At 64.4% G+C, this 18418-nt stretch carries 16 protein-coding genes, 1 tRNA gene and 1 pseudogene; 13 read left to right on the top strand and 5 right to left on the bottom strand.

The window, feature by feature from the left end; all coding sequences use genetic code 11:
- Positions 1–3 precede the first annotated feature (3 nt).
- The 3 genes from QE393_RS12305 to QE393_RS12295 all read right to left on the bottom strand — a co-directional run bounded on the left by QE393_RS12305 (position 4) and on the right by QE393_RS12295 (position 2044).
- Positions 4–546: an invasion associated locus B family protein gene (locus QE393_RS12305; RefSeq protein ID WP_310043747.1), complete on the bottom strand. Its 543-nt coding sequence runs from the start codon at positions 544–546 to the stop codon at positions 4–6.
- Positions 547–621: 75 nt separating this feature from the next.
- Positions 622–960, bottom strand: a complete 339-nt coding sequence (locus QE393_RS12300) for a zinc ribbon domain-containing protein YjdM (RefSeq protein ID WP_310043745.1) — start codon at positions 958–960, stop codon at positions 622–624.
- A gap of 70 nt (positions 961–1030) precedes the next feature.
- Positions 1031–2044: a sensor histidine kinase gene (locus QE393_RS12295; RefSeq protein ID WP_273807647.1), complete on the bottom strand. Its 1014-nt coding sequence runs from the start codon at positions 2042–2044 to the stop codon at positions 1031–1033.
- A gap of 262 nt (positions 2045–2306) precedes the next feature.
- Here QE393_RS12295 and QE393_RS12290 point away from each other — a divergent pair, with 262 nt between their 5' ends.
- A complete protein-coding gene (locus tag QE393_RS12290; protein WP_310043743.1) occupies positions 2307–2681 on the top strand; it encodes a response regulator in 375 nt (124 codons plus the stop codon).
- Between the two features lie 83 nt (positions 2682–2764).
- Here QE393_RS12290 and QE393_RS12285 read toward each other — a convergent pair.
- Both QE393_RS12285 and QE393_RS12280 read right to left on the bottom strand, forming a co-directional pair.
- A tRNA-Asn gene (locus QE393_RS12285) sits at positions 2765–2840 on the bottom strand.
- Positions 2841–2922: 82 nt separating this feature from the next.
- Positions 2923–4125, bottom strand: a complete 1203-nt coding sequence (locus tag QE393_RS12280; protein WP_285386296.1) for an amino acid aminotransferase — start codon at positions 4123–4125, stop codon at positions 2923–2925.
- A 247-nt stretch (positions 4126–4372) separates the two neighbouring features.
- Here QE393_RS12280 and uvrB point away from each other — a divergent pair, with 247 nt between their 5' ends.
- The 12 genes and pseudogenes from uvrB (at position 4373) to QE393_RS12220 (ending at position 18376) form a co-directional block, all read left to right on the top strand.
- Positions 4373–6382 carry an excinuclease ABC subunit UvrB gene (uvrB, locus tag QE393_RS12275; protein ID WP_273807644.1) on the top strand — a complete coding sequence of 670 codons (2010 nt, stop codon included), beginning with the start codon at positions 4373–4375 and terminating at the stop codon, positions 6380–6382.
- Between the two features lie 78 nt (positions 6383–6460).
- Entirely contained in the window at positions 6461–7942 is a 1482-nt protein-coding gene (gene gltX / locus QE393_RS12270) for a glutamate--tRNA ligase (protein WP_310043741.1), read from the top strand.
- A gap of 59 nt (positions 7943–8001) precedes the next feature.
- A complete protein-coding gene (locus QE393_RS12265; RefSeq protein ID WP_310043739.1) occupies positions 8002–8613 on the top strand; it encodes a YitT family protein in 612 nt (203 codons plus the stop codon).
- 113 nt (positions 8614–8726) lie between these two features.
- Positions 8727–9839 carry a histidinol-phosphate transaminase gene (gene hisC, locus QE393_RS12260; protein WP_310043738.1) on the top strand — a complete coding sequence of 371 codons (1113 nt, stop codon included), beginning with the start codon at positions 8727–8729 and terminating at the stop codon, positions 9837–9839.
- A pseudogene (locus QE393_RS12255) lies at positions 9793–10752 on the top strand (prephenate dehydrogenase/arogenate dehydrogenase family protein); the annotation flags it as partial. The gene hisC and the pseudogene QE393_RS12255, both read left to right, overlap by 47 nt.
- A 23-nt stretch (positions 10753–10775) precedes the next feature.
- Positions 10776–11462 (top strand): (d)CMP kinase, encoded by a 687-nt coding sequence (gene cmk / locus QE393_RS12250; RefSeq protein WP_007160398.1) that lies wholly within the window; start codon positions 10776–10778, stop codon positions 11460–11462.
- 140 nt (positions 11463–11602) lie between these two features.
- Positions 11603–13282, top strand: coding sequence for a 30S ribosomal protein S1 (gene rpsA, locus QE393_RS12245; protein WP_310043736.1), 1680 nt, complete (start codon positions 11603–11605; stop codon positions 13280–13282).
- A gap of 187 nt (positions 13283–13469) precedes the next feature.
- Positions 13470–13757 (top strand): integration host factor subunit beta, encoded by a 288-nt coding sequence (ihfB, locus tag QE393_RS12240; RefSeq protein ID WP_133862410.1) that lies wholly within the window; start codon positions 13470–13472, stop codon positions 13755–13757.
- Between the two features lie 245 nt (positions 13758–14002).
- Complete coding sequence (locus QE393_RS12235; protein WP_273807639.1) at positions 14003–14224, top strand: hypothetical protein; 222 nt, start codon at positions 14003–14005, stop codon at positions 14222–14224.
- 138 nt (positions 14225–14362) lie between these two features.
- The gene (locus QE393_RS12230) at positions 14363–15337 is read left to right on the top strand and encodes an NAD-dependent epimerase/dehydratase family protein (protein ID WP_310043734.1); all 975 of its coding nucleotides are present in this window, start codon (positions 14363–14365) and stop codon (positions 15335–15337) included.
- Entirely contained in the window at positions 15337–16383 is a 1047-nt protein-coding gene (locus QE393_RS12225) for a glycosyltransferase family 4 protein (RefSeq protein ID WP_310045632.1), read from the top strand. Before QE393_RS12230 ends, QE393_RS12225 begins: the two co-directional genes overlap by 1 nt.
- 10 nt (positions 16384–16393) lie before the next feature.
- Positions 16394–18376 (top strand): nucleoside-diphosphate sugar epimerase/dehydratase, encoded by a 1983-nt coding sequence (locus QE393_RS12220; protein ID WP_133862406.1) that lies wholly within the window; start codon positions 16394–16396, stop codon positions 18374–18376.
- Positions 18377–18418 lie beyond the last annotated feature (42 nt).

Below are 18418 nucleotides of genomic sequence, written 5' to 3'. Positions count from 1 at the left end.
TCCTTACAGCGGCTTGGTCAGTTCCTTGGCGCGGTCATAGGCCTTGGAAAAGCCCTTGAGCGACAGGCTTTCGCTGGCGGTCTCGCCGTTGGCGACCGGGGTGGTCACGGTCAGGCGACCGCCGCGCTGCAACTGCTTGAAGACGTCTCCGACGAATTCCACCGGTACCACGCAGCCCTGGGGGATGCAGGTGTGGAAGGGCCGATTCTCCAGGCTGCGCTTGTCGATCTGCAGCGAGATCGGCTTGGTCACCGCCACGCCAAAGGGCAGCACCAGGATACCGTCCACGCCTTCACGATTGGGGCGCAACTCGGTGACCAGCATGCGCTGGCCCTTGGCGCTATCCTTCTGCTGGGTGATGGCGCACAGCTGCGCGGAACGGTCCGCGTTGCGGGCGATGCGGCAGATCACCTGCCAGTCGCCATACTTCTCCGTGACCGATGGCTGGGGTTCCTGGGCGTTGGCAGGCGCCAACTGGGCGAAGGCCTGGCCGGCGAGCAGCAGGGGCGCGAGGAACAGGGCCGAGCGGAGGAAGCGCTGAGACATGGAGAGTCCTTGGCAGGAGGGAAAGAGCCTCAAGGGTAGGGCATCGCTCCGCCAGGGAACACCCCGGCACGACGATCAGACCTTTTTGACGAACTCGGATTTGAGCTTCATCGCACCTATGCCATCGATCTTGCAGTCGATGTCGTGGTCGCCGTCGACCAGGCGGATGTTCTTGACCTTTGTGCCGACCTTGACCACCAGCGACGAGCCCTTGACCTTGAGATCCTTGATCACGCTGACGGTATCGCCGTCCTGCAGGGTATTGCCGACCGCATCGCGGATCACCTTGGCTTCAGCCGCGGTACCGGCGTCGCCGGGCGTCCATTCATGGGCGCATTCCGGGCAGATCAGCTGATCGCCATCGACGTAGGTGTATTCGGAAGCGCAGAGGGGGCAGGGCGGCAAAGCGGTCATGGCGGGGCACCTGGCTGGAAAAGCCGCGCATTGTATAGGGTTTTAGCCCGGCGCGGGTGGAGGCCATGCCCTAGGCTGCCAGCTGTACCTCGACCACGGTACCGTTGTCGTTGCGGTAGTGCGCCTCGCCGCCGAGCTGTTCGGCCAGGCTCTTGATGATCTTGAAGCCCAGGCGCTGGCTGGTGCGCGGATTGAATTGCTGCGGCATGCCCCGACCGTTGTCGGCGATCCGCAACAGCAGGCGCTGATCGTCGCCGCGCTGCAGGCTGATGCTGATCAGGCCACGCTGGCTGGCGTCGAAGGCGTGCTTGAGGGAATTGGTCACCACCTCCGCCACCAGCATCGACAGGGTGGTCAGGCGGGGCAGGTCGAAATTGAGCGGTTCGGCGGTGATGGCGCAGGAGACATTGGCCTGTCCCGCGGCGGCCAGCAGATCACTGGTCAGCAACTGCAGGTGATGGGCCACCGGCTGATCGGCATCGGCGGGGTCGTGCAGGCGCCGGTGGATGCGCGAGATGCTCTCCAGCCGCGAACGGGCTTCTTCCAGGGCCTGGGATGCCTGGCTGTCGCCGGGCAACTTGAGTTGCTGCAGCATGAGCAGCGAGGCGATGAACTGGATGTTGTTGGCGACCCGGTGCTGCAACTCCTGGAACATCGTCGTCTGGACGTTGTAGAGGTCGTGGATCACCTGCTGTTCGGCGCGCAGCCGGGCGCTGGCCGTGTGCATGTAATGGATCAGCACGATATCGACGCTGACGATGACCACATAGAAGGCCAGTGCCAGGGCACCCTGGGGCCCTACGTCGAAGGTCCAGCCCGGCGGAATGAAGAAATACCACGCGGCCAGTCCGGACAGCACGGCACACAGGGTGCCGGCGCGGCTGCCGCAGAAGAAGGCGGTCAGGATGACGGCGGGAAAGAAGGTCAGGTAGGGAAAGCCCTGCATCAGGACGTCCACCAGGGCGAAGCGTGCCGCCAGGGCCAGGGCGAACGCCAGCAAGGCGAGGCTGTAGGCCAGTGCCGGACGAGCGCGGATCCTGCTGCTGAGATCGCTGCTCCAGTGACGACGAGACGACGGATCCAAGGCTCTGACCTGCGGGGTAGACGGCGGCGGCGCCAGCTTAACGCAAAGCCGTCTCGCTTGGGCGGATGGTGGCACCAAAGGTGGCTCTGTCCGGCTCGACGGCGATTTCCTGTACAAGGCCTGCACCTTCCTGAGCGAAAGTGCTGGCTCTGCGCGGGACGGGGCCTTTTTCTTGTACAGGGTGCCCTTGGTCGTACAGGTCAGGACGGCAGTGAAACATTATTGTCAAAAGATTACGTCTTAACCATCACAGGATCCGCTCATGAATCGCCAGCGCGTATTGGTCGCCGAAGATGAGCCCATCCTGCTGGACCTGTTGCGGGAACTGTTCGAGGACTTGGGTTATCAGGTGCACGCCTTCGGCAGCGCCGATGCGGCCTGTGCCTTTCTGCAGGACGAGCAGCCGCAGCTGGATCTGCTCTTCACCGATGTGCGCATGCCGGGAATCCTGAGCGGCGTCGACCTGGCGCTACAGGCGCGGGGGCGGCAGGCCAATCTGCCCATCGTCATCACCTCGGGCTATTGCGACGACAATCCCGCTCGCGCCGCGCAGGTGACCTTTCTGCCCAAACCCTGGGATCTGGAGGCGCTGCACCGCAGTTGCCCGCCGCCCGGGAGGCGATCGCACTACGCCTAGGCCCTCTGCAGGGTCCCGGTAGCAGACGGATTGTGCCCATGAAAAAGCCCGTAGCGGTTACCCGCTACGGGCTTTTCAGATTTTGGCTCCGCGACCTGGACTCGAACCAGGGACCCAATGATTAACAGTCATTTGCTCTACCGACTGAGCTATCGCGGAACAACGGGGCGTATCTTACTGATAGATAACGGGAAGTCAAGCCTCGGCAGCACCTTGATAAGGCGCTGCCGGAAGCGCCGTCTTAGCCCTTCAGGACGGCGGCGATGGCCTGGACGGTCGGCGGCAGATTGCGTTCATTCAGCGCCGCCACGCAGATGCGTCCGGTGCTGACCGCATAGATGCCGAATTCGCTTTTCAGCCGCTCGACCTGTTCGGCGGTGAGGCCGGAATAGGAGAACATGCCGCGCTGGGCGTTGACGAAGGCGAAGTCGCGAGTGGCACCGGCCGCGGCCAGGCCTTCAACCAGGGCGTTGCGCATGGTGCGGATACGCTGGCGCATCTCGCCCAGCTCGGCTTCCCAGAGGGCGCGCAGCTCGGGATTGCTCAGCACGCTGGCGACGATGGTGGCGCCATGGGTCGGCGGGTTGGAGTAGTTGGTGCGGATCACGCGCTTGACCTGGGACAGCACCCGGGCGCTTTCCTCGCGGCTCTCGCTGACCAGGGTCAGGGCGCCGACCCGCTCGCCATACAGCGAGAAGGACTTGGAGAAGGAGCTGGAGACCAGGAAGGTCAGGCCGGAGTCGGCGAACAGGCGTACTGCCTGGGCGTCTTCCTCGATGCCGTCGCCAAAGCCCTGGTAGGCGATGTCGAGGAAAGGCACCAGGTTGCGCGCCTTGACCACGTCCAGCACCGCCTGCCAGTCGGCCGGCTGCAGATCCACGCCGGTGGGGTTGTGGCAGCAGGCGTGCAGCACCACCACCGAGCGCTCCGGCAACGCCTGGAGGTCGGCCAGGAAACCTGCGCGATTCAGGCCATTGCTGGCGGCGTCGTAATAGCGATAGTTCTGCACGGGGAAGCCGGCGCCCTCGAACAGCGCACGGTGGTTTTCCCAGCTCGGGTCACTGATGGCGACCACGGCATCCGGCAGCAGCCGCTTGAGGAAGTCGGCGCCGATCTTCAGCGCGCCGGTGCCGCCAACGGCCTGCACGGTGATGGCACGGCCTTCGCGCACCAGGCTCGACTCGGCGCCGAACAGCAGGTGCTGGACGGCTTGGTCGTAGGCGGCGATGCCCTCGATGGGCAGGTAGCCACGCGGCGCCTGGGCGGCCACGCGCTGCTGCTCGGCCTCGGCCACGGCGCGCAACAGCGGAATGCGGCCCTGCTCGTCGTAGTAGACCCCCACGCCCAGATTGACCTTGTGCGGACGGGCATCGGCGTTATAGGCCTCGTTCAGGCCAAGGATGGGGTCGCGGGGTGCCATTTCGACGGCGGAGAACAAACTCATGGGGCAGGGGCTCGAATGAGGGGTGAAGGGAAGGGCGGAACGCTCAGGAAGCGGAAGTATAGCCCCCTGCAGGCGCCATCGCGACCCGACCTCCGTCGGAGCTTTCCTGACGTGCGGCGGCGTAGGTGGATTGCAAAAGGGCGCTTGCGACCTCATCTGGGTGGTTCCAGCTTTTTCCTCGCCCGCATCGCCCTGGCCCCCGGCCAGCGCGGTGTCGTCCGTGCATTTCCGCGCTACTGAGGCAGCCATGTCCGCATTCCAGCTCTCCACCCGCTATACCCCGGCCGGCGACCAGCCCGAAGCCATTCGCCAGATGGTGGAAGGCCTGGAGGCGGGCCTGTCGCACCAGACCCTGCTCGGCGTGACCGGCTCCGGCAAGACCTTCAGCATCGCCAACGTCATCGCCCAGGTGCAGCGCCCGACCATGGTGCTGGCGCCGAACAAGACCCTGGCCGCCCAGCTCTATGGCGAATTCAAGGCCTTCTTCCCGAACAACTCGGTGGAGTACTTCGTCTCCTACTACGACTACTACCAGCCGGAAGCCTATGTGCCCTCGTCGGACACCTTCATCGAGAAGGACTCGTCCATCAACGACCACATCGAGCAGATGCGCCTGTCCGCCACCAAGGCGCTGCTGGAGCGCAAGGACGCCATCATCGTCGCCTCGGTGTCCTCCATCTACGGCCTGGGCAGTCCCGAGGCCTACCTGAAGATGGTCCTGCACCTGGATCGCGGCGACCGCATCGACCAGCGCACCATCCTGCGTCGCCTGGCCGAGTTGCAGTACAGCCGCAACGACATGGAATTCGCCCGCGCCACCTTCCGGGTACGCGGCGACGTCATCGACATCTTCCCCGCGGAATCCGATCTCGAAGCGGTGCGCATCGAGCTGTTCGACGACGAGGTGGAAAGCCTGTCGGCCTTCGATCCCCTCACCGGCGAGGTGATCCGCAAGCTGCCGCGCTTCACCTTCTATCCCAAGACCCACTACGCCACGCCGCGCGAGACCCTGCTGGGCGCCATCGAGAACATCAAGCTGGAGCTCGCCGATCGCCTGGAATGGCTGCGCAGCCAGAATCGCCTGCTCGAAGCCCAGCGCCTGGAGCAGCGCACGCGCTTCGACCTGGAAATGATCCTCGAGCTGGGCTATTGCAATGGTATCGAGAACTACAGCCGCTACCTGTCCGGGCGCGGTCCGGGCGAGCCGCCCCCCACCCTCTATGACTATCTGCCGAGCAACGCCCTGCTGGTGATCGACGAATCCCACGTCACCGTTCCGCAGATCGGCGCCATGTTCAAGGGCGACCGCTCGCGCAAGGAAACCCTGGTGGAGTACGGCTTCCGCCTGCCCTCGGCGCTGGACAATCGGCCCTTGAAGTTCGAGGAGTGGGAAGCCGGTGCGCCCCAGACCATCTTCGTCTCGGCTACCCCCGGTCCCTATGAGGAAGAACACGCCGGCCGCGTGGTCGAGCAGGTGGTGCGACCCACCGGCCTGGTCGATCCGATCATCGAGATCCGTCCGGCCACCACCCAGGTGGACGACCTGCTCTCCGAGATCCGCCTGCGCGTGGCCCAGGAGGAGCGGGTGCTCTGCACCACCCTGACCAAGCGCATGGCCGAAGACCTCACCGACTACCTGGCCGACCACGACGTACGGGTGCGCTACCTGCACTCCGACATCGACACCGTGGAGCGGGTGGAGATCATCCGCGACCTGCGCCTGGGCACCTTCGACGTCCTGGTGGGCATCAACCTGCTGCGCGAAGGCCTGGACATGCCGGAAGTTTCCCTGGTGGCGGTGCTCGATGCCGACAAGGAAGGCTTCCTGCGCTCAGAACGCTCGCTGATCCAGACCATCGGCCGGGCGGCGCGCAACCTCAACGGCAAGGCCATCCTCTACGCCGACAACATGACCGGCTCCATGCAGCGCGCCATCGACGAGACCGAGCGGCGGCGCAACAAGCAGCTGGCCTTCAACGAAGAGCACGGCATCGTGCCCCAGGGCATCAAGAAGGACATCCGCGACATCATGGAAGGCGCCGCGGCCCCGGGTGCCAAGGGCAAGCGCCGGATGGCCAAGGCCGCCGAGGACCAGGGCGAATACGCCGCCGAACTGCGCTCGCCGAGCGAGATCGGCAAGCGCATCCGTCAGCTCGAAGAGAAGATGCTGCAACTGGCGCGCGACCTGCAGTTCGAGTCCGCCGCCCAGCTGCGCGACGAGATCCAGGCCCTGCGCGAGCGTCTGGTTCAGGTCTAGGTCCGCTCCAACTGGCAGCGCCAGGGCTGGCGCTGCTACCATTCCGCCTTTGTCCCTTCGCGTTTTTCGAGAAAGCCGATGACCACCGTTCGCACGCGCATCGCGCCGTCGCCCACCGGCGACCCGCATGTCGGTACCGCCTATATCGCCCTGTTCAACCTCTGCTTCGCCCGTCAGCACGGCGGTCAGTTCATCTTGCGTATCGAGGATACCGACCAGGTCCGCTCCACCCGCGAATCCGAACAGCAGATCTACGACGCCCTGCGCTGGCTGGGCATCGAGTGGGACGAGGGCCCTGACGTCGGCGGCCCCCATGGCCCCTACCGGCAGAGCGAGCGTGGCGAGATCTACTGGAAGTACGCCCGGGAGCTGGTGGAGAAGGGTCATGCCTTCCTCTGCTTCGCCACCCCGGAAGAACTCGACCAGATGCGCGCCGAACAGCAGGCGCGGGGCGAGACCCCGCGCTACGACGGTCGCGGTCTGCGGCTGACCCCGGAAGAGGTGCAGCAACGCCTGGACGCCGGCCAGCCCTATGTGATCCGCATGAAGGTCCCGGAAGAGGGCGTCTGCGTCGTTCCCGACCTGCTGCGTGGCGAGGTCGAGATCCCCTGGGATCGCATGGACATGCAGGTGCTGATGAAGGCCGACGGCCTGCCCACCTACTTCCTCGCCAACGTGGTCGATGACCACCTGATGGGCATCACCCACGTCCTGCGCGGCGAAGAGTGGCTGCCCTCGGCGCCCAAGCTGATCAAGCTCTACGAATACTTCGGCTGGGAGCAGCCGCAGCTCTGCTACATGCCGCTGTTGCGCAATCCCGACAAGAGCAAGCTTTCCAAGCGCAAGAATCCCACTTCGGTCACCTTCTATCAGCGCATGGGCTATCTGCCCGAAGCCATGCTCAACTACCTCGGCCGCATGGGCTGGTCCATGCCTGACGAGCGCGAGAAATTCAGCCTGGACGAGATGGTCGAGCATTTCGACCTCCAGCGCGTCTCCCTGGGCGGTCCGATCTTCGACGTCGAGAAGCTCTCCTGGCTCAACGGCCAGTGGCTGCGCGAGCTGAGCCCCGAGCGCTTCGCCGCCGAGGTGCAGCAGTGGGCGCTCAATCCCGAGTACCTGCTCAAGATCGCCCCGCTGGTGCAACAGCGGGTCGAGACCTTCAGCCAGATCGCCCCGCTGGCCGGTTTCTTCTTCAGCGGCGCCCTGAATCTGGATCCGGCGCTGTTCCAGCACAAGAAGCTGTCCGCCGACCAGGTGCGGCTGGTCATGCAGCTGCTGCTGTGGAAGCTCGAAGCCCTGCGCCAGTGGGACAAGGAACGCATCACTGCGGTGATCCAGGCGGTCGCCGAGCACCAGCAGCTCAAGTTGCGCGACGTCATGCCGCTGCTGTTCGCCGCCATCACCGGCCAGGCCAGTTCGGTCTCGGTGCTGGATGCCATGGAGATCCTCGGTCCGGACCTCACCCGCTTCCGCCTGCGCCAGGCGGTCGAGCTGCTGGGTGCGCCTTCCAAGAAGGAAACCAAGGAGTGGGAGAAGCTGCTGGCCGAACTCGGCTGACAGTCTCTCGGCCGACCCCGACATCGGGGTCGGCTTCCCCCTCGCGCCAGGATGGCCCCATGACCTCCGTGACTCCCCAACGGCACAATCTGCTCGAAGACGTGCTGGCCTTGCTTAGCGCGACCCTGATGATCGCCCTGGCAGTCAATCTCTATCGCCAGGCCGGCCTGCTCACCGGCGGTACCGCGGGCCTGGCCTTTCTCGCCCAGTACGGCACGCGTCTCTCCTTCGGTCAGGCGTTTTTTCTCATCAACCTGCCGTTCTACTGGCTGGCCGTGCGGCGCATGGGCTGGGCCTTTACCCTGCGGACCCTGGCGGCCGTGACCCTGGTGTCGCTGCTTACCGAACTGACCCCGAGCTTCGTCGCCTTCAGTGCCTTGCAACCCCTCTATGCCGCTGTGGTTGGCGGCGTACTGATGGGCGTGGGGCTGCTGATCCTCTTCCGTCACCAGGCCAGCCTCGGCGGCATCAACATTGCCGTGCTCTATCTGCAGCAGCGCTATGGCTGGCGAGCGGGCAAGGTGCAGATGGGCATCGATTGCCTGATCGTCCTGCTGGCGCTGTTGGTCGTCGAGCCCGGCGCCATCCTCGTCTCGATCCTGGGCGCCGTGATCCTCAATCTGACCCTGGCGATCAACCATCGGCCCGGGCGTTACAGCGCCATCAGCTAGGGGCTTTCCGTCGCGCAGGCGCAACTTCGATTGGTCCGCGACCCGCCTTGGCTTTAAGATGGCGCCCATTTTCGGCGGCTCGACCGTCGTCATCGCAAGTTGAAGAGGTCTCCATGAGCTGCGATTTCCTGGCACAAGCCCTTCCCGGCGTACAGAAACTCTCGCCCTACGTGCCCGGCAAGCCCGTCGATGAACTGGCCCGCGAACTGGGCATGGCGCCGGCCAGCATCGTCAAGCTCGCCAGCAACGAGAACCCGCTCGGCCCCAGCGCCAAGGCCCTCGAAGCCATTCGTGCCGAACTGGCCGAGCTGACCCGCTATCCCGATGGCGGCGGCTTCGATCTCAAGCAGGCCCTGAGCCAGAGGTTCGGCGTGGCCACCCATGGCATCACCCTGGGCAACGGCTCCAACGACATCCTCGAACTGGTTGCCCGGGCCTATCTGGCGCCCGGCTACAACGCCGTGTTCAGCGAGCACGCCTTTGCCGTCTATCCGCTGGTGACCCTGGCCATCGGCGCCGAAGGCCGCAGCGTCCCGGCCAAGGACTACGGGCATGACCTCGACGCCATGCTCGCCGCCATCGATGCCGACACCCGGGTGGCCTTCATCGCCAATCCCAACAACCCTACCGGCACCTGGTTCGACAGCGAGGCCCTGGCACTCTTCCTTGCCCGCGTACCCGAGCACGTCCTGGTGGTGCTGGACGAGGCCTACATCGAATACGCCGAGGGCGACGAGCTGCCGGACGGCCTGGCGTTCCTCGCCCAGTACCCCAACCTCATCGTCTCGCGCACCTTCTCCAAGGCCTATGGCCTGGCCGCCCTGCGCGTCGGCTATGCCTTCTCCTCGCCGACCGTGGCCGACGTCCTCAATCGGGTGCGCCAGCCGTTCAACGTCAACAGCCTGGCCCAGGCCGCGGCCTGTGCCGCCCTGGCCGACAGCGACTACCTGGCCCGCAGCCGGGCCCTCAACGATGCCGGCATGGCCCAGCTGGAAGCCGGTTTCCGCGATCTGGACCTTAAGTGGATTCCCTCCCGTGGCAATTTCATCGCCGTGGACCTGGGGCGCGACGCCGCGCCGATCAACCAGGGGCTGCTGCAGGAGGGCGTCATCGTCCGGCCCGTCGCCGGCTATGGCATGCCGACCTTCCTGCGCGTCTCCATCGGTACCGAAGCGGAAAATGCCCGCTTCCTGGCGGCACTGGGCAAGGTCCTGGGTCGTGGCTGAAGTGGCCACCCCCCTGATCGACCGTCTCGTCGTTGTCGGCCTGGGCCTGATCGGCGGCTCCTTCGCCAAGGGCGCCCGCGCCAGTGGTCTCTGCCGTGAGGTGGTCGGGGTCGATCGCGATCCCGAGACCCGCCGGCTGGCGGTCGAGCTGGGCGTGGTCGACCGCTGCGTCGCCGAGCTGGGCGATGCCTGCCCGGGTGCCGACGTCATCCAGCTCGCCGTGCCCATCCTGGCCATGGAGCGGGTGCTGGCCGATCTCGCGGCCTTGCCGCTGCAGGGTGCCATCCTCACCGACGTCGGCAGCGCTAAGGGCAACGTGGTGCGCGCCGCTCGCCAGGCCTTCGCCGGCCAGTCGCTGCGCTTCGTGCCGGGTCATCCCATCGCCGGCTCCGAGCGCAGTGGCGTCACCGCAGCCAACGCGGCGCTGTTCAACCGGCACAAGGTCATCCTCACGCCGCTGGAAGAGACCCTGCCGGCCGATCTGGACAAGGTGGATCGGCTCTGGCGTGCCATAGGGGCCGACGTCGAGCACATGACCGTCGAGCATCACGACCAGGTCCTCGCCGCCACCAGCCACCTGCCGCACCTGCTGGCCTTCAATCTGGTGGACTCCCTGGCCAAGCGCAGCGAGAACCGCGAGATCTTCCACTACGCCGCCGGCGGCTTCCGCGACTTCACCCGCATCGCCGGCAGCGATCCGACCATGTGGCACGACATCTTCATCGCCAATCGCGAAGCCGTGCTGCAGGCCCTGGACACCTATCGCGCCGATCTCGACGAGCTGCGCGGCGCCATCCAGGCCGGCGATGGTCAGTTCCTCATGGAGGTGCTGACCCACGCCCGCGGCGCGCGCGAATATTTCGGGCGCATCCTCGCCAGTCGTACCCAGGCCGGCGCTCAGGTCGCCGTCCATCAATCCCTTACGGAGGGGCACTCATGAGCAGTACCGCACCCGTCATCACCCTCGATGGCCCCGGCGGTTCGGGGAAGGGCACCCTCGCAGCGCTGGTCGCCCGCCAGCTGGGCTGGAATCTGCTGGATTCCGGCGCGCTCTACCGCCTGCTGGCCTTCGCCGCCCGCAACCATGGCGTGGACTACACCAACGAGGAGTCGCTCAAGCTGCTGGCGGCCCACCTGGACGTCCAGTTCCTCGCCGGGCATGAGCACGGCCAGCGCATCATCCTCGAAGGCGAGGACGTCACCGACGTCATCCGTACCGAGGAAGTGGGCGCCGGCGCCTCCCAGGTGGCGACCCTGCCCGCCGTGCGCGATGCCCTGCTGCAGCGCCAGCAGGCGTTCCGCGAGGCGCCCGGTCTGGTCGCCGATGGTCGCGACATGGGCACCGTGGTGTTTCCGGACGCCGAGCTGAAGATCTTTCTGACCGCCGGTGCCGAGGAACGGGCACAGAGGCGTTATCTTCAGTTGAAGCAGAAGGGCGAAAATGTTAGCTTGCCTGCCCTCCTGGAAGAGATCCGTGAGCGGGACGCCCGCGATAGTCAGCGTAGCGTTGCTCCGCTCAAGCCGGCCGACGATGCCGTCGAGCTGGATTCCACGCATCTCTCCATACAACAGGTATTGGAACGCATCCTGACCCTGGCCGCCGAACGCGACCTGGCTGGATGAAGGCCGAGACTCATCCGAGTCGTCGGTGAAAGCTGCCGGGAACCAGTCGCATCCCGGCAGCCGGATGGTAACCACTCACCCCGCATGGGCTGGTCATGCGGTAGCCGGATACATCGGGTATCCATACAACAGGTATGAACATGAGCGAAAGCTTCGCAGAACTCTTTGAAGAAAGTCTGAAATCCCTCGACATGCAGCCGGGCGCCATCATCGTCGGCACCGTGGTGTCGATCGATGGCGACTGGGTTGTGGTCGATACCGGCCTGAAATCCGAAGGCCTGGTTCCGCTCGAGCAGTTCTACAACGAACAAGGCGAGCTGACCATCAACGTGGGTGACGAAGTCCACGTAGCCCTGGATGCCGTCGAAGACGGTTTCGGCGAAACCAAAGTGTCTCGCGAAAAGGCCAAGCGCGCCGAATCCTGGCTGGTCCTGGAAGCCGCGTTCAGCGCCGACGAAGTGGTCAAGGGTGTCATCAACGGCAAGGTCAAGGGCGGTTTCACCGTCGACGTCAGCGGCATCCGCGCGTTCCTGCCGGGCTCCCTGGTCGATGTCCGTCCGGTGCGTGACACCACTCACCTGGAAGGCAAGGAACTCGAGTTCAAGGTCATCAAGCTGGACCAGAAGCGCAACAACGTTGTCGTTTCCCGTCGTAGCGTCCTGGAAGCCGAGAACAGCGCCGAGCGTGAAGCTCTGCTGGAATCCCTGCAGGAAGGCCAGCAAGTCAAGGGTATCGTCAAGAACCTCACCGACTACGGTGCGTTCGTCGACCTGGGCGGCGTGGACGGCCTGCTGCACATCACCGACATGGCCTGGAAGCGCATCAAGCATCCGTCGGAAATCGTCAACGTCGGCGACGAGATCGACGTCAAGGTGCTGAAGTTCGACCGCGAGCGCAACCGCGTCTCCCTGGGTCTGAAGCAGCTGGGCGAAGATCCGTGGGTCGCCATCAAGGCCCGTTACCCGGAAGGCACCCGCGTTCAGGCGCGCGTCACCAACCTCACCGACTACGGCTGCTTCGCCGAGCTGGAAGAGGGCGTGGAAGGCCTGGTGCACGTGTCCGAAATGGATTGGACCAACAAGAACATCCACCCGTCCAAGGTCGTTCAGGTCGGCGACGAAGTGGAAGTCATGGTCCTGGATATCGACGAAGAGCGTCGTCGTATCTCCCTGGGCATCAAGCAGTGCCGCGCCAACCCGTGGGAAGAGTTCTCGGGTCAGTTCAACAAGGGCGACCGCATCTCCGGCACCATCAAGTCGATCACCGATTTCGGTATCTTCATTGGTCTGGAAGGCGGCATCGACGGCCTGGTACACCTGTCCGACATCTCCTGGAACGAAACCGGCGAAGAAGCCGTGCGTCGCTTCAAGAAGGGTGACGAGCTGGATACCGTGATCCTGTCCGTTGACCCGGAGCGCGAGCGCATCTCCCTGGGCATCAAGCAGATGGAAGACGATCCGTTCTCCAACTACGCCTCCCTGAACGAGAAAGGCACCATCGTGCGCGGTACCGTCAAGGAAGTCGATGCCAAGGGCGCTGTCATCACCCTGGCCAACGAGATCGAAGGCGTCCTGAAGGCGTCCGAAATCAGCCGTGACCGCGTCGAAGACGCCCGTAACGTGCTGAAGGAAGGCGACGAAGTCGAAGCCAAGATCATCAGCATCGATCGCAAGAGCCGCGTGATCAGCCTCTCCGTCAAGTCCAAGGACGTCGACGACGAGAAGGAAGCCATGAGCTCCCTGCGTAGCAAGCAAGAACCTGCTGCTGGCCCCACCACCATTGGCGACCTGATCAAGGCGCAGATGGAAAGCCAGAACTAAGTTCGAGCTTGAATAAAAGGCGACCCTTCGGGGTCGCTTTTTTTTGCCTGGCGAAAAGTGGGCAGGGTGGTCATGACCCGTAAAAAGTTGCCGGGACCAAAGTCGTCCGCTTGACTTTTCAAAAATCCGCCGGCGTGCTAAAAGTCCTTGGAGGTGATCTAGCCGCTTGATAACGAAGGAAAAATCCATGACCAAGTCGGAATTGATCGAGCGCATCGTTTCCTATCAGGGGCAGTTGTCGTCCAGGGATGTCGAGCTGGCGATCAAGACCATGCTGGAGCAGATGGCCCAGGCACTTTCCACCGGAGACCGTATCGAGATCCGGGGCTTCGGCAGCTTCTCGCTGCACTATCGCGAACCTCGTACGGGACGCAATCCCAAGACCGGCGAGTCGGTGCTGCTGGACGGCAAGTTCGTTCCGCACTTCAAGCCAGGCAAGGAGCTACGGGACAGGGTCAACGAGCTGGAGCCATAAAGCTGTCGCCCACTGGCGGTCTTTTCCCTGGCTGTCCGGCAAGAGGTTGATTTTCCTGGTTTTTTTGGCTAGCCCCAAGTCGTCAAAAAAGCGTTATCCATAAGGTTATTATCGGTATTTTGACGTTTACAAAAAAAGTCAAGCCGTTTTGATATTTTTGTAGACGGGTTCCGATTTTTGTATGAGACTTCCTTCACATAAGGTCTTGGGTGACCTCGTAGTCCACGCCGAGTGAGGAAGTTGTCATGCGCCACTATCTTTTCATCTGGATCGGTATCGCCGCCTGCTTCACCAGCATGCACCTCGGTCATCCCTTCCTCGCTGTAGCCGCTCTGGCCGGTAGCTGGATGGTTGCCCTGTTCCTGCAGCCCGCTCAGCGCGTCGAGAGCTTCTCGCGTCACTACGTTGCCCAGCCGACCGCTCGCTTCCAGGCCGTCGAAGTCCAGGCTTCCGCCAAGAGCTTCTAAGGCTCTCAAGTTTTTCGGCCCGCCGAGCTCAGGTTCGGCGGGCTTTTTTATGCCTGCGTTTTGCGTGGCTAGGCCCTCGCGGGGCAATGTCTTACCATAAGCGCCCTTCCTGGCTGACTGGCACGGCGCAACGCATTGATGGAACGCAAGATTCTGGTGACAGGGGCGGGGGGCTTCGTCGGCGCAGCTCTGGTTCGGCAAATACAGGCCAAGGGCTATCCGGTGGTCGCTGCGCAGCGCCAGCCGGCAGTTGCCTCGGTCGCGGGCGGGGTGATTCCGGTGATCCGTGAGTTGTCCGCCGATACCGACTGGTCCGCGCCCCTGGCAGGGGTGGATACCGTCATCCATCTTGCCGCCCGGGTCCATCAGCTGGGCGAGCAGCCAGGCGAGGCCAGCGAGGCTCGCTACGATGAGGTGAATCGGGCGGCAACCCTCAAGCTGGCCCGGGATGCCCTGGCTGCCGGCGTCCGTCGCTTCGTCTTTGTCAGCAGCATCAAGGTAAACGGTGACTGGACCCTTCCCGGCAAGCCCTTTCGCGCTGACGATCTTCCCGCGCCCACCGATGCCTACGCGCGTTCCAAGGCCGCTGCCGAACAGCAGCTGCTGGCGCTGATGGCCGAGACCGGGCTGGAAGTGGTCATCGTGCGTCCACCGCTGATCTACGGGCCTGGGGTAAAGGCCAATGTGGCCCGTCTGCTGGACACCCTGGCACGGGGCGTGCCGCTGCCGCTGGGGGGCGTTCGGCACAACAGGCGCAGTCTGCTTGCGCTGGAGAATCTGCTCGACCTGTTGATCCTGTGCATCGCGGCGCCCAAGGCGGCCGGTGCCATCCTGCTGGTCAGCGACGATGAAGATCTCTCCACCGCCGAGCTGCTCGAATCGTTGGCCGAAGGCCTGGGTCGGAAACCCCGGCTGATCGCCGTTCCGTCCGCCTGGCTCGAATGGGGCGCCGCATTGCTGGGGCGGGGTGAGGTCGCGCAACGTCTCTGTGGGTCGCTGCAGGTCGACATCCAGCCCACCAAGACCTTGCTGGGCTGGCAGCCCCCGCTGTCGGCGCGGGCCGCCTTGCGTGCGCTGGGTGCGCAACGGGCCGGTGCGGAGGGGCGGAAATGATGCTGCTCCTGTTGCTCCTGGCCGGCGGCTGCAGCTGGCTCGGCACGGCGGCGCTGCGCCGCTATGCCTTGTCCGGAGGCCTGCTCGACGAACCCAATGCGCGCAGTTCGCACCAGGTGGCGACGCCTCGAGGCGGCGGCTTGGCGATCGTCGTGGTGTTCGTGCTCGGCTGTGTGGTGCTGCGACTGCTGGGCCAGCTTGATCCGGCTTCCTGTGGCGTCCTGATAGGGGCGGGGCTGCTGGTGGCGGTGCTCGGCTTCGTCGACGATCATCGGCACGTGGGCGCCGGCTGGCGTCTGCTGGGTCACTTCCTGGCGGCGGTCGCTGCCCTGCTGTGGCTGGGCGGTTATGGCGCGCTTCCGGCGCAGCTGTCCGTTATTCTGGGGCTGCCCGGCTGGCTGGTGATGACCCTGGGCGTCCTCTATCTGGTCTGGCTGCTGAATCTCTACAACTTCATGGACGGCATCGATGGTATCGCCGGCGTCGAGGCGCTCGTCGTCTGTCTGGGCACGGCGCTGATCTATGCCGTGGCCGGTCACGGCGCCTTGCTGGGCGCACCGCTGCTCCTGGCGGCGGCCGTGGGTGGCTTCCTGTGCTGGAATTTTCCACCGGCGCGCATCTTCATGGGCGATGTCGGCAGTGGCTTTCTCGGTCTGATCCTCGGCATGCTGTCGTTGCAGGCGGCACTGGTGGAGCTGTCGCTGTTCTGGGCCTGGCTGATCCTGCTCGGCGTCTTCGTGGTCGATGCGACCTGGACCCTGTCGCGGCGGCTGAGCCGGGGCAAGAAGCCCTACGAGGCTCATCGCACCCACGCCTATCAGTGGGCCTCCCGTCAGCATGGCGCCCATCGCCCGGTGACCCTGGCGGTACTCGCCATCAACCTGTTCTGGTTGCTGCCTATCGCTTTGCTGGTGGGGCTGGGGCTTTTAAGTGCCATACTGGGGCTCTTGCTTGCCTATGGGCCTCTGCTTTGCCTGGCCCTTCGATACCATGCTGGGACCGATGAGGTAGCCATGGCTGCGCAGTCCACCGGATTCAGGGATTAGGGACACTGACATGTTGCGTGACCATCTGGTCAAGCTGAACCGGCGTACCAAGAGAGTCATCCAGGTCGCGGTCGACCTGTTGCTGATCTGGCTCTCGCTCTGGTTGGCCTTCTATCTGCGCCTGGGTTCCGTGCAGATGATCGAGCCCTTCAGCGGGCATGCCTGGCTGTTCATCACTGCGCCGGCCATCGCCATTCCCCTGTTCATCCGCTTCGGCATGTACCGCGCGGTCATGCGCTACCTGGGCAACGACGCCCTGATCGCCATCGCCAAGGCGGTGACGCTGTCGACGCTGCTGCTGTCGGTAGTCATCTACTGGTATCGCGATCTGCCGGAGATCGTCCCGCGTTCGATGATCTTCAACTACTGGATCGTCAGCCTGATCCTGATCGGCGGCCTGCGTCTCGCGCTGCGCCAGTATTTCCTGGGCGACTGGTATCGCGCCATCACCGTGCCCTTCATCAAACAGCCGGACGAGCTGCCACGGGTCGCCATCTACGGCGCCGGCTCGGCGGGCAATCAGCTGGTCGCGGCGCTGCGCATGGGCCGCGCCATGCGTCCGGTGGCCTTCATCGACGATGACAAGAGCATCGCCAATCGCATCATCGCCGGGCTCAAGGTCTACACCCCCAAACACATCCAGCAGATGATCGACGAGACGGGGGCCGAGGAGATCCTCCTGGCGATCCCGTCCGCTACTCGCGCGCGGCGGCGTGAGGTGCTCGGTCTGCTGGAACCCTATCCGCTGCACGTCAGAACCGTACCACGGATCAGCGACCTGGCCTGCGGCAAGGTACAGGTGGACGACCTCCAGGAGGTCGACATCGCCGATCTGCTGGGACGCGATCCGGTGACGCCCCGGCCCGAGCTGTTCGCCCGTTGCATCACCGCTCAGGTGGTGATGGTGACCGGGGCAGGGGGGTCCATCGGCTCCGAGCTGTGCCGGCAGATCATCGGCCAGAAACCGCGCACCCTGATCCTGCTCGACCACGCCGAATTCAACCTCTACAGCATCCACCGCGAGCTGGAGACCTATATCCAGCGCGAAGCCCTGCCGGTCACCCTGGTGCCGGTACTGGGCTCCATTCGCAATGCGCCGCTGCTGTTGCAGGTGATGCGGCACTGGAAGGTGGCCACCCTCTACCATGCGGCGGCCTACAAGCACGTGCCCATGGTCGAGCACAACATCGCCGAGGGTTTCGGCAACAACGTCCTGGGCACCCTCAATGCCGCCCAGGCGGCCATCCAGGCTGGCGTGACCAGTTTCGTGCTGATCTCCACCGACAAGGCGGTACGGCCCACCAACATCATGGGCAGCACCAAGCGCCTGGCCGAGATGATCCTGCAGGCCCTGAGCCGCGAGGCGGCGCCCGTGCTGCACGGGCAGACGGACGGTATCCATCAGGTCAATCGCACCCGCTTCACCATGGTGAGATTCGGCAACGTGCTGGGCTCGTCCGGTTCGGTCATCCCGCTGTTCAGGACCCAGATCCGCAAGGGTGGGCCGGTTACCGTTACCCATCCCAAGATCACGCGTTTCTTCATGACCATCACCGAGGCCGCCCAACTGGTCATCCAGGCGGGCGCCATGGGCGAGGGCGGAGACGTCTTCGTGCTCGACATGGGCGAGCCGGTGCGCATCGTCGAACTGGCCGAGCAGATGATCAAGCTGTCGGGCCTGAGCGTCCGCTCGCCGGCCAATCCCCATGGCGATGTCGCCATCGAGTTCACCGGGCTGCGACCCGGTGAAAAACTCTATGAAGAGTTGCTCATCGGTGACGACGTGAGTCCGACCTCCCACCCGAAGATCATGCGCGCCAGCGAAGACTTCCTGGCCTGGGATGCCTTCCGGGCAGCTCTTGTCGAGCTGAGCCGCGCGATCGATGCGGGTGATTACCTCCGTGTCCGGCAACTGCTGCGCGACACCGTCGCCGGCTATTCGCCAGAGGGCGACATCGTCGACTGGCTGCATGGTAAGAGATCCATCGAGTGATCCCGTCCGCGCTTTCTTTCAGCCTGGATTTGAAGCCGAGCA

The organism is Pseudomonas sp. SORGH_AS_0211 (genome assembly GCF_031453455.1).
Classification (GTDB): domain Bacteria; phylum Pseudomonadota; class Gammaproteobacteria; order Pseudomonadales; family Pseudomonadaceae; genus Chryseomonas; species Chryseomonas aestiva.
Note: the sequence above shows the minus strand (reverse complement) of the source record. Positions and strands in the feature narration are given on the sequence as shown.

Bases quoted from the DNA above. Each gene is read 5' to 3' on its own strand.
- QE393_RS12305 (WP_310043747.1), bottom strand. From the start codon at position 546: ATGTCTCAGCGCTTCCTCCGCTCGGCCCTGTTCCTCGCGCCCCTGCTG.
- QE393_RS12300 (WP_310043745.1), bottom strand. From the start codon at position 960: ATGACCGCTTTGCCGCCCTGCCCCCTCTGCGCTTCCGAATACACCTAC.
- QE393_RS12290 (WP_310043743.1), top strand. From the start codon at position 2,307: ATGAATCGCCAGCGCGTATTGGTCGCCGAAGATGAGCCCATCCTGCTG.
- QE393_RS12280 (WP_285386296.1), bottom strand. From the start codon at position 4,125: ATGAGTTTGTTCTCCGCCGTCGAAATGGCACCCCGCGACCCCATCCTT.
- uvrB (WP_273807644.1), top strand. From the start codon at position 4,373: ATGTCCGCATTCCAGCTCTCCACCCGCTATACCCCGGCCGGCGACCAG.
- gltX (WP_310043741.1), top strand. From the start codon at position 6,461: ATGACCACCGTTCGCACGCGCATCGCGCCGTCGCCCACCGGCGACCCG.
- QE393_RS12265 (WP_310043739.1), top strand. From the start codon at position 8,002: ATGACCTCCGTGACTCCCCAACGGCACAATCTGCTCGAAGACGTGCTG.
- hisC (WP_310043738.1), top strand. From the start codon at position 8,727: ATGAGCTGCGATTTCCTGGCACAAGCCCTTCCCGGCGTACAGAAACTC.
- cmk (WP_007160398.1), top strand. From the start codon at position 10,776: ATGAGCAGTACCGCACCCGTCATCACCCTCGATGGCCCCGGCGGTTCG.
- rpsA (WP_310043736.1), top strand. From the start codon at position 11,603: ATGAGCGAAAGCTTCGCAGAACTCTTTGAAGAAAGTCTGAAATCCCTC.
- ihfB (WP_133862410.1), top strand. From the start codon at position 13,470: ATGACCAAGTCGGAATTGATCGAGCGCATCGTTTCCTATCAGGGGCAG.
- QE393_RS12235 (WP_273807639.1), top strand. From the start codon at position 14,003: ATGCGCCACTATCTTTTCATCTGGATCGGTATCGCCGCCTGCTTCACC.
- QE393_RS12230 (WP_310043734.1), top strand. From the start codon at position 14,363: ATGGAACGCAAGATTCTGGTGACAGGGGCGGGGGGCTTCGTCGGCGCA.
- QE393_RS12225 (WP_310045632.1), top strand. From the start codon at position 15,337: ATGCTGCTCCTGTTGCTCCTGGCCGGCGGCTGCAGCTGGCTCGGCACG.
- QE393_RS12220 (WP_133862406.1), top strand. From the start codon at position 16,394: ATGTTGCGTGACCATCTGGTCAAGCTGAACCGGCGTACCAAGAGAGTC.